This is a genomic window from Streptomyces sp. NPDC087300 (assembly GCF_044744425.1).
Taxonomy (GTDB): domain Bacteria; phylum Actinomycetota; class Actinomycetes; order Streptomycetales; family Streptomycetaceae; genus Streptomyces.
In genome coordinates, this window is the sequence record NZ_JBIUYI010000035.1 from 1 (window position 1) to 10,179 (window position 10,179).

General features: G+C 72.5%; 8 protein-coding genes. 3 read left to right on the forward strand and 5 right to left on the reverse strand.

The features are described from left to right. Positions 1–3,746 (forward strand): type I polyketide synthase (locus ACIO9J_RS44760; RefSeq protein WP_402012153.1); only part of this gene is annotated, 3,746 nt, incomplete at its 5' end. Between the two features lie 131 nt (positions 3,747–3,877). After that, positions 3,878–4,636 (forward strand): thioesterase II family protein, encoded by a 759-nt coding sequence (locus tag ACIO9J_RS44765; RefSeq protein WP_402012156.1) that lies wholly within the window; start codon positions 3,878–3,880, stop codon positions 4,634–4,636. A 92-nt stretch (positions 4,637–4,728) separates the two neighbouring features. On the opposite strand, the gene ACIO9J_RS44770 is transcribed toward ACIO9J_RS44765, so the two are convergent. Next, the gene (locus tag ACIO9J_RS44770; protein WP_402012159.1) at positions 4,729–5,259 is read right to left on the reverse strand and encodes a response regulator transcription factor; all 531 of its coding nucleotides are present in this window, start codon (positions 5,257–5,259) and stop codon (positions 4,729–4,731) included. Positions 5,260–5,741: 482 nt separating this feature from the next. On the opposite strand from ACIO9J_RS44770, the gene ACIO9J_RS44775 reads away from it, so the two are divergent. Further along, on the forward strand, positions 5,742–6,122 hold the full coding sequence (locus ACIO9J_RS44775) for a DUF6325 family protein (protein ID WP_402012162.1): 381 nt from the start codon (positions 5,742–5,744) through the stop codon (positions 6,120–6,122). Between the two features lie 191 nt (positions 6,123–6,313). On the opposite strand, the gene ACIO9J_RS44780 is transcribed toward ACIO9J_RS44775, so the two are convergent. Genes ACIO9J_RS44780 through ACIO9J_RS44795 form a run of 4 tightly spaced genes read right to left on the reverse strand, consistent with a single transcriptional unit; the run spans position 6,314 to position 9,358 of the window. Continuing rightward, positions 6,314–7,423, reverse strand: a complete 1,110-nt coding sequence (locus tag ACIO9J_RS44780; protein WP_402012165.1) for a serine hydrolase domain-containing protein — start codon at positions 7,421–7,423, stop codon at positions 6,314–6,316. Beyond that, positions 7,420–8,352: a DUF6895 family protein gene (locus ACIO9J_RS44785; RefSeq protein WP_402012168.1), complete on the reverse strand. Its 933-nt coding sequence runs from the start codon at positions 8,350–8,352 to the stop codon at positions 7,420–7,422. The genes ACIO9J_RS44780 and ACIO9J_RS44785 overlap by 4 nt, the downstream gene beginning before the upstream one ends. After that, a complete protein-coding gene (locus ACIO9J_RS44790; protein WP_402012171.1) occupies positions 8,349–9,179 on the reverse strand; it encodes a hypothetical protein in 831 nt (276 codons plus the stop codon). Before ACIO9J_RS44790 ends, ACIO9J_RS44785 begins: the two co-directional genes overlap by 4 nt. After that, positions 9,176–9,358 carry a hypothetical protein gene (locus ACIO9J_RS44795; RefSeq protein WP_402012173.1) on the reverse strand — a complete coding sequence of 61 codons (183 nt, stop codon included), beginning with the start codon at positions 9,356–9,358 and terminating at the stop codon, positions 9,176–9,178. The genes ACIO9J_RS44790 and ACIO9J_RS44795 overlap by 4 nt, the downstream gene beginning before the upstream one ends. Positions 9,359–10,179 lie beyond the last annotated feature (821 nt).

Here is a 10,179-nt window from a genome sequence, read left to right on the forward strand (position 1 = left end):
CGGTCCGGTTCGAGGAGGCCACCCGTGGTCTGCTGGACCACGGGGTGACCGCGTTCGTGGAGTGCAGCCCGCACCCCGTCCTCACCATCGGCGTCTCCGGGACGGTGGACGCCGTCGGCACCGACGCCGTCACGGTGGGCACGCTGCGCCGCGACGAGGGCGGTCTCGACCGCTTCCTGCTCTCGGCCGCCGAGGCGTACGTGGAGGGGCTGGAGTTCGACTGGCGTGCCCTGGTGCCCGCCGGACGACAGGTCGACCTGCCCACCTACCCCTTCCAGCGCAAGCACTACTGGCTGGACGCTCCCCGTGACCTGCGCTTCGAGCAGGCCGCGGGCGGGCTCGGGCTTGCGGACGCCGATCACCCGCTGCTCGGCGCCGCCGTCGAACTCGCCGACGAGCAGGGCCTGGTGTGCACCGGCAGGCTGGGCACGGACACCCACCCGTGGCTCGCCGAGCACGCCGTCGCGGGGACCGTGCTCCTGCCCGGCACCGCCTTCGCGGAGATCGCGCTCGCGGCGGGCGGCAGGCTCGGCCTCGACGAGGTGGAGGAACTCGCGCTGGCCGCACCCCTGGTGCTGCCCGAACGCGGCGGCGTACGCCTGCGGGTGAGCGTCGGCGGCGACGACGGCTCCGGCCGGCGCACGCTGAGCGTCGACTCCTGCCCGGACGACCCGGCCGCCGTCGCCGACTGGACCCGTCACGCCACCGGCTTCCTCAGCACAGGCGCCGCCGGCACCACCTCCGACCCGGCGGCCCTCACCCAGTGGCCGCCCGCCGGAGCCGAGCCCGTCGACGTCGACGGCCTCTACGACACCCTGGAAGGCGCCGGGTTCGGTTACGGTCCCGCCTTCCAGGGCCTGCGGGCCGCGTGGCGCGGCGAGGACGCCGTGTACGCCGAGATCGGCCTGCACGAGGACCAGCACCGGGACGCCGCGTCGTTCGGGCTGCACCCCGCGCTCCTCGACGCCGCGCTGCACGCCTGCATGCTCGGCGGTCTCGTCGAGGACGCGGGCCGCCCCCGGCTGCCGTTCTCCTGGAGTGGCGTCCGGTGGCACGCGACCGGTGCCACGGCGGCGCGGGTGCGGATCGCACCGGCCGGACCCGACGCCGTGACCCTTGAACTGACCGACGTCGAGGGGAACCCTCTGGCGACGGTCGCATCCCTGGTCCTGCGGCCGATCGCCGCCGACCAATGGGGTGCGCGCCACCGCGATTCACTGTTCCGGCTGGAGTGGGTGGCCGTACCGACCCGTACGGCCACCCCCGCTCCGGTCCGCGGTTGCGCGGTCGTCGGACCCGACGACCTGAAGGTCGGCGCGGGTCTCGCCGCGGCGGGCATCGCCGTCGAGGAGTACGCGGACCTCGCGTCCCTCGCCGCGGCAGCGGTCCCGGACATCGTCGTCGTGCCGTGCGCCGAGGACGACGCGGAGCCGGTCGCCGGCGCCCGCGCCGCCACCCTGCGTACGCTGCGGCTCGCCCAGGAGTGGCTTGCCGACGACCGGTTCCTCGGCTCCCGCCTCGTCCTCGTGACCCGCGGGGCCGTCGCGACCGGCCCCGACGAGGACGTGCCCGGCATCGCCGACGCGGCGGTGTGGGGTCTGATCAGGACGGCGCAGTCCGAGAACCCCGGCCGGTTCACGCTGGTCGACGTGGACGGGCACGACACCTGCTGGCCCGCGCTGCCCGCCGTGCTCGCCGCCACCGAGCCGCAACTCGCGGTGCGCGACGGTGACTTGCTGGTGCCTCGCGTGGCACGGACCAGGCCGTCCGACACGGAGTCCCCGATCGAGTTCGCGCCCGGCGGCACGGTCCTGGTGACCGGCGCCACCGGCATGATCGGCGGCCTCGTCACCCGCCACCTCGTGGAGCGGTACGGCGTGCGGCACCTGGTCCTCGCCAGCCGCAGCGGCGCTGCCGCGTCCGGCGCCGACGACCTGCGCACCGAACTGACCGGCCTCGGCGCCCAGGTGACGCTCGCCGCCTGCGACGTCACCGACGCCGACGCGCTCGCGGAGCTGCTCGCCGCGGTGCCCTCGGACCACCCGCTGACCGGCGTGGTGCACTCCGCGGGCGTCCTGGACGACGGCACGATCGGCTCGCTGACCCCGGACCAGGTCGACAGGGTCTTCCGGCCCAAGGTCGACGCGGCCTGGCACCTGCACGAGCAGACCCGCGACCTGGACCTGTCCGCCTTCGTGCTGTTCTCCTCGGCGGCGGGCATCCTCGGCGGTCCCGGCCAGGGCAACTACGCGGCCGCCAACGCGTTCGTCGACGCGCTCACCCACCGCCGCAGGGCCGCGGGACTCCCCGCGACGGCACTGGCGTGGGGCCTGTGGGAGACGGCGAGCGCGATGACGGGCGGCATGGACGGCACCGACGTGGCGCGGCTCTCCCGCTCCGGCGTCGCGGGCCTCACCGAGGAGCAGGGCCTGGCCCTCTTCGACCTCGGATGCGCGGCGGACGACGCGGTCGTGGTGCCGATGCGGCTCGACGTCGCCGCCCTGCGCGGCGGGCCCGACGAGGTGCCCCCGCTGCTGCGCGGTCTGGTCAGGACCCGGCCCGCCAAGGCGGCCGCGGCGAGCGAGGAGTCGCTGGCGCAGCGCCTCGCCGGGCGCACCGAGGAGGAGCAGGGACAGGAACTCCTGCTGCTCGTCAGGGACCAGACGGCGGCCGTCCTCGGCTACGCGCCCGATGAGCTCGACGTCTCCGGCGCCCTGACCCAGCTCGGTCTCGACTCCTTGACCGCGCTGCAACTGCGCAACCGGCTCGTCGCGGCGACCGGGCTCAGGCTGCCCGCCACCGTCGTGTTCGACCAGCCGACGGGCCCGGCGCTCGCCGGATACCTGCGGCGTGAACTCGCCGCCGGGGCCGGGGGCGACGAAGGCCATGCCACCACCACGGCCCTGGCGGTGGAGGACACCCTCACCGGCCTGTACCGGCAGGCGTGTGACCTCGGCCTGTACGAGGAGGGGTGGCAGATGGTGAACGCGGCCGCGATGGTGCGTCCGGTGTTCAGGACACCGGACGAGGTGCCCGCGCTGCCGCCCGTCACGCTGGCGACGGGCCCCGGCGTCCCGCTGTTCTGCCTCCCGCCGACGATGGCGCCCTCGGGCCCGCACTACTTCAGCCGGTTCGCCCCCGTGTTCGGCGGCGAGCGGGACGTGACCGTGCTGCCCAACCCCGGCTTCGCGTCGGGCGAGGCGCTGCCCGCGACCAGGGACGCCGTCGTGCGCTTCCAGGCCGAGGCCGTCCTGCGGCAGGCCGGCAACGGACCGTTCGTGCTCGTCGGCTACTCGTCGGGCGGCTGGCTGGCCAACGCGGTCGCCGCGCGGCTCGAAGCGGAGGGCCGCGCACCCGTGGCGGTGGTGCTCGTCGACACGTACACCGCGACGAACTCCTTCGAGGGCAGGCTGGAGGAGGCGCTGCGCCGGCGCGCGGCCACCAGTGAGGCGTTCGAGCTGATGACGGGTGCCCAACTGACCGGACAGGGCGGCTACTTGCGCGTTTTCGGCGACTGGGAGCCCGAGCCGATCGAGACGCCCACGCTGTACGTGCACGCCACCGTCCCGCCCGGCGAGTCGGAGGCGGTGGAGACCGAGAACGACTGGCGTCCCCAGTGGCCCCTGCCGCACGAGGACGTCGACGTCCCCGGCGACCACTTCACGATCATGGACGAGGACTCGGAGACCACGGCGCGCGCCGTGCGGACCTGGCTCGCCGACGACAGGGGCACCAACTCCCGCTGAGCGCACCGAAGATCGCCGCACATCGGCGACTATCGACAGCGATCATGAAGACAGCACGATCACGACGACAGCACGACCCTGAAGACAGCACAACCCTGAACACGCCCCTCACGGCAGAACGGACGATCAACATGACTGTTACCGACGGCAGCGACCTCTGGCTCCGCCGGTTCCACCCGGCCCCGGACGCCGCGGCCCGGCTGGTGTGTTTCCCGCACGCGGGCGGATCCGCGAGCTTCTACTTCCCGGTGTCGGCCGCGTTGCAGAACGACTGCGAGGTGTCCGCCCTCCAGTACCCCGGCCGCCAGGACCGGCGCACCGAGCCCAACGTGGACGACATCGGTGTGCTCGCCGACCGCATCGCGCCCGTGGTGGCGCCGCTGTTCGACCGGCCCGTCGTGTTCTTCGGGCACAGCATGGGCGCGATCGTCGCCTACGAGGTCGCGCGCAGGCTCGGGGAGCAGGGCCACGCGCCCGCGATGCTCTTCGCCTCCGGGCGCCGGGCGCCGTCCACGCGGCGCGAGGAGAAGGTCCACCTGCGGGACGACGACGGCCTCGTGGCCGAGATGAAGGCCCTGAGCGGCACCGACGCCGCGGTCCTCGGTGACGAGGAGCTGCTGCGGATGGTGCTTCCCTCGATCCGCAGCGACTACCGGGCCATCGAGACGTACGGCCCGGAGACCGCGGTCCTCGACTGCCCGATCACCGCGCTGATAGGCGACGCCGACCCGAAGTCGACGGTCGACGAGGCCGATGCCTGGCGCGCCCACACGACGGCCGCGTTCGACATCAAGACGTTCCGCGGGGGGCACTTCTACCTCACCCCGCGCGCTTCGGAGGTGCTCGCCCTGATGCGTACGGCGCTGCGCGGTGCCGTGACCGTCGGCTAGGCGCGGGAGAACGGGGGCCGGACGGCGTTCGCGTCGTCCGGCCCCCGTGGCCCCGCACCGCCGCCCGGTTACGGCGTCATCCGGCTACGGCGTCAGATGTAGCCCGCGCGCACCGCGTAGGCCACCGCGTGGGTGCGGTTGCGCAGTTGGAGGCGGGTGGTCAGGTTCTGCAGGACGTTCTTCACCGTGCGCTCGGAGTACGCGAGCCTGGCCGAGATCTGCTCGGTGTCGAGTCCCTCGGACACCAGCCGGAGGACTTCGACCTCGCGTGGTGTCATTCCCACGGCGGGGAGTCCGGTCGGGCCGGGTGTGCTGCTCTTGAGCTGTCCCATGCGGGTCAGGAAGGTGCCGAGTAAGTCGGCAGGTAAGTCGCCGTCGCCTCTGTGCGCCGCGAGTATGGCCCGCAGCAGCCGGGCAGGCGTGGCCTCCTTCCGCCACACGATCGAGGTGACCCCGCACCCGGCGACGTCCAGGAGGTCGGCCTCGCGCATCCGGTCCACCACCAGGACCGCCCGGACGTTCTTCATTCCGACCAGGGTGCGCAGGCTCAGCAGCGTCGTCTCGTCCACGGAACAGGAGACGAGCAGGGCGACTTGACCGCACCCCTGCTGTGCGGTGTCCACCAATTCGATCTCCTGGAACTGGCGGAGCTGACTGAGCACTCCGGCGCGGGAAATCGGATCCGTTGTGTGAACGGACAACGACACCCGCTCAGTTGTAGGGACACTCTCGACGATCTGCTGCACGAGCTGGAGCTCCTTCTGCTTCCATGAAGGCCCAGGGGTCCGTACGCGGCGGACACGAAAGTCACCGCTACCCCCTCGCCGATCAGATAATCAGCTACTGGCTGTGCGTCCTAAGAATGCTGTACGTGTTCTTGATCACCAGATTGGTGTCCTTCGCTCACGTTCTGCTGATGTTCCGCTGATGTCCGCTCTGTCGCTCCGCCCTAGAAGGGCGCGGCGGGCAGCCGCGGGAAGGGCAGGGAACCCCCGTCCCGCACCACGACGGCCCGTGGTCCCGCGGGTGCACGCGCCGCCGACCCGTGATCGGTTTCGTTCCGTACATCAACGCCGTCTGCGGAATGGGTGCTCCAAGGTGCTCCATGGGTCCCGTCGCGTTCATGGTGCTGGCCTTCCCCGGCGAATCGCTCACCGCCGACGCGGTCGCGCCGCTGAGTCTGCTGCGGCGCTCGGGCGAGGTCCGGCTGATCGATTCCCTCGTGGTGACCAAATCACCCGAGGGCGAGACGGACACCGCGGAGCTGACCGAGTTCACCGAGCTGGCCGACGTCCTGACGGGCCACGTCGAGCTCAATCTGATCGGCCCCGAGGACGCCGAGGAGGCGGCCGCCGGGCTCGATCCGGGATCCTGCGCGTCGCTGCTGCTCATCGAGCACGTCTGGGCCGCCGATGCCGCCGAGCACGTGACAGAGGCCCGTGCCGCTTACGCCGCTGCCGTCGCCGCCGTTCCCGACAGGAGCTGATCACCGTGTTCATGCGCAGGAGGCCGATGATGCGGCCCGTGGTCCGGCCGATGGGCGCCCCGCTGCTCCGCGGCATGCTGGTGGGCGGTACGGCGTACCCGGCCGGGCGCAGCGCGGCGCGATCCGCCCAGCGGGAACAGGATCAGGACGCCGCGATCCGCCTGACGGCGTCGGCCGGGGCGGTCACCACGTCACCGGCACGCTTCACCGGCGAGAGCCCGCAGGTCCAGATAGGCGCGCTGGATGAAGGCGCCCGTCAGGACCGGGCTCGTATTGGCCAGCGCGACGAGGGCCACGCCGGTCTGAGGGCTGAATCCCGCGAAGCTGGTGAACCCCCGGGTGCCGCCGGAGTGGTGGTACAGGTCGTGGCCGGGACGGGGTCTGATGTTCCAGATCAGGCCGATGCGTCTGCCGGTGCGCGGCAGGGCGATCCTGGGCGTCGTGACGTCGGCGAGTGCGGTGCGGAGCGTCTCGGGCACGGCGGGCGGACCGGCCGGGTCGATGAGGGCGTCGAGGGCCGCCAGCAGGTCGCGGGCGCTGGAGCGGACCGCTCCGGCGGCGGGCAGGGCGGGGATCCGCCACGCGGGGCGCGCTCTGCCGTGCCAGTAGCCGGTGGCCTGTGGTCCGTCGGCGGCGCAGTCGGTACGGGTCAGGCCGAGCGGTCCTAGGACGCGGTCGCCGAGCAGTTGTTCGAAGTCCGCGGCGGTGTCCGGCCCGGTGGGGCCGTGTGCGGCACGGGTGAGCAGCGCGCCGAGCAGGCCCACGCCGAAGTTGGAGTAGCGCACCCGGGTGCCGGGAGCGGCTCGCGGCCGGGTACGGGTGAGGGCGCGGCGCAGGTCGGCGGGGGAGTAGTCGGCGTAGGGATTGCTGAACCAGGCCGGTGCGCCGCGGCGCAGAAAGCCGGGTGGGAGGCGGGGCAGGCCCGAGGTGTGGGTGGCCAGGTGGAGGAGGGTGATACGGCCGGCCTGGAGATGGGGAGCGGCGGCGGGGGGCAGGAAGCGGGCGATCGGGTCGTCGTGGGCGACGTCGCCGCGTGCCGCCGTCTCGGCCAGGAGGAGGGCGGTGAACGTCTTGGTGAGCGAGCCGATCTCGAAGCGCGTGTCGGGGCCCGCCGGTGTGCCGCCGCGCCACGCGGTGTGGCCGTCGGCGAGCACGACGCGTTCGGTGCCGCGCCGGACCGCGAGGGCCACCGCGCTGGCTCCGGGAGCGGAGCGGCGCAGGCCGGCGAGCAGCTCATCGGCCCAGGCGGGCCCCTCGGCCCGCCGTTCGCGTCCGGCGCTCCCCGCGCCGCGTGGGCTCACCGGTCCGCGGCCCCGCCGCCCAGGGTCCTGGACACGGCGAGGGTACCGGCGATGGCGGCGACGACGGCGGTGTGCTGATGGTCCGCGAAGCGGCGGCCCGGATCGTCGGGGACGGGATCGCCGTCGCGGGGCACGAGGCCGTCCGGGTGCTGGACCCCGGCCAGCCGCTCCCAGTCCTCGGCGGTGCAGTACGGCTCCGTGAGGCTGCATCCGACGATCATCAGCTCGGCGACCAGGTCCCACTGCTCGATCTCGGCCCAGATGTCGATCCACACGGGCAGCCAGGCATGGACGTACGCGGTGAGCTCCTCGGGCAGTCCTGCGGGGCTGGCGCCCCAGTCGGTGAGGTGGAACACCGTGTGGGTGAGGCAGTAGCCCGTCATCCAGTCGATGAGCCAGGGCTCGGGCGTCGCGCCGAGCCAGGTGGCGCGGCTGAGCACCGGCCAGTCGTACGGGCGTCCCTCCTGATCGAGCCCGACGACGCGGGCGGCGTTGGCGACGGCGAGCCGCCGGTTGGGCAGGATCTCGACGGCCCGTACCGAGCGCAGCGCGCTGGTGTGGGCGAGCAGCTTCTCCAGGGGCTGGTGGCGGAGGCCGCCGCGGGCGAAGGGGGCGTACGCCTCCAGGGGGTCGGTCATCATCGAGTACCGCAGGAGGCGCTCGTAGAGCATGTCGCCGTCGCGGAGCTGGTGCCAGCAGAAGGCCATGAGCTCACGGGCGAGCCGTGACTCGGTGCTGCCGGACACCGACTCCCGCAGGACGATCGAAGCGGCGAGGGCGCTCTCGGCCAGCGGTTTGTAGACGCTGTCGGGCTCGGCGAGTTCGGCGGTGGAGTCGGCGGGCAGGGCGCCGAGCTCCCGCTGCTCGTGGAGCCACGCGAGCGCCCGCGAGCTCACCTGGTGCGCGGACCGTGTCACGGACGTCGTCATCTGTCCTCCATGGCCAGGAGCCGTCGGCTGATCGCGATGTCGAGAGCCAGGCGCGTGCCGCCGCCGTGCAGGCCGAGGTGCTCGACCAGGGGCACCGGATCGAGGGGGAGGCGGATGCCGTCCCCGGCCAGCAGGGCGAGCCAGCGGGTGATGCGGGCGGCGGTGGAGAAGTCGCGCCGCAGCACGGCGCGCGTGGCGCCCCGCGCGAGGGCGACCGGCGCCGCGCGGGCCGCGTCGGGCACGGGCCCGTCGAGTCCGGGCAGCGCAAGCGGGGAGAGCTGGCTCATCCGTACCGACCAGGCCTGCCAAGGGAGGCCCGCGTGATCGGCGGTGCCAAGGGCCGCGGGTGACGCGGCATCGGCGAGCTCGGGCGCCGCGGCGGGCGGGTGTACGAGGGCGATGCCAGGGTCCTGGCCTGCGTCGATGCCGAGCTGCGGGGCGCCGGAGACGGCCGAGCCCGGGTCGGCTCCCGCGAACCGGGCGAGCAGCGCCGTCGTGGCCCAGTCGCGCCAGGCGGCGAGCCAGGGCTCGGCAGGTCCGGCCGGGGGCGGGGCGGGAGTGCTCACCGGCGGCGGAAACACTTCGAAGGCCTGCGTCACGGCCGCCGCGTCCTGGGGATGGAGCGCCGCCTCGTTCAGGAGACAGGGGGCGAAGGCGTCGGCCCCGATGATGCGGATGGCCGCGAGGGCCGCCTTGGGGTCGTGCGCCGTCTCGACGTGCTCGGCGATCGTGGCCGTGCCCCCGATGCCGCGCAGGGCATCGAGGGCACGGAGAGCCAGATCAGCCGCGGACGCCGTGTAAGCGGCTTCGGACCGATCAGAGCTCACTTGTCCTTCGGCTCCTTCGGTTCCTTGGGCGAGATCAGCGCCAGAAGCAGCAGGAAGCCGCCGGCTTCGGGAGCGTACGTAGGCGCGTCGCTGAGGACCGCCTCCGGCTCCACCATGGCCGTACTGAGCGTGGTCGCGTCGGTCGGCGTCGTCAGGAGCTGTGTGTGCTGAGCAAGCATCAGTGCCTCCTAGTGGAAGGTCGCCGCTATACCAGTGACGCCCATCTCTACATGATTTTAGGGCCATTTGAGTCATTTGTCCGCTTGGTGGCAGATATCCGCCTCTTGCTTTGCCCCTTACGCATTAGTTGCCGACTCAACGTGTTGGCGGATGATGCTGGTCAACAGCGGCGTGACGGAGGTCTTGCCGCGCCCGGCGACCGGGTCGTGGAACACACCTCTTGGTGAGCCGGGTTCTGGGTCAAGCCGAAAGGCCTGAGGACGGCTACCCGGGCCTGCGACTCGTTGTAGGGATGTGCCAGGCAGACCCGGTGTCCGCACACGTCCACGATCCGCTTCCGGAACGGACTGGGAAAGCAGAGCGAAGAGGGCGGCTTCGGTACGCAGGACGACGCGATCGAACGTCTGACGCAGATCTATACAGGAAGAAGCGAACAGCGCCGTCCGTTGCCGAGGCGCGTCGCGAGCTGGGGCAGAAGACGGTCTCGGAATACGCGAAGCAGTGGCGGCCGCAGCAGCGGAAGATGACGGAGTACTCCACGTTGCCTTGAGCGCGACCTCGGCCGGATCACTCCCCCGTCGGCGGGGAGAACTGTGACTCCGGCACAGTGGGCTGGCCCGCGAGCGGAACCCCGCGGACGTGGGGATGTTCCGGCCATCGGGTGTCGTCCCAATTGGGGCTGCACGCTGAGAGTTCGTCCTGGCGGATCCTCCTCGCAACCCTTGGGCTAGAGGTTGTCCCGTAACCGGTGGGGCGGTTGGTGCGTTGGCTGGGCATGGGTGGGGTGATCTCAGCGGATGATCCGAAGTGGATCCAGCCG

What these genes read in the sequence shown, in the direction of transcription:
- ACIO9J_RS44765 (WP_402012156.1), top strand. Translation starts at nt 3,878, where the DNA reads ATGACTGTTACCGACGGCAGCGACCTCTGGCTCCGCCGGTTCCACCCG.
- ACIO9J_RS44785 (WP_402012168.1), bottom strand. Translation starts at nt 8,352, where the DNA reads ATGACGACGTCCGTGACACGGTCCGCGCACCAGGTGAGCTCGCGGGCG.
- ACIO9J_RS44775 (WP_402012162.1), top strand. Translation starts at nt 5,742, where the DNA reads ATGGGTCCCGTCGCGTTCATGGTGCTGGCCTTCCCCGGCGAATCGCTC.
- ACIO9J_RS44795 (WP_402012173.1), bottom strand. Translation starts at nt 9,358, where the DNA reads ATGCTTGCTCAGCACACACAGCTCCTGACGACGCCGACCGACGCGACC.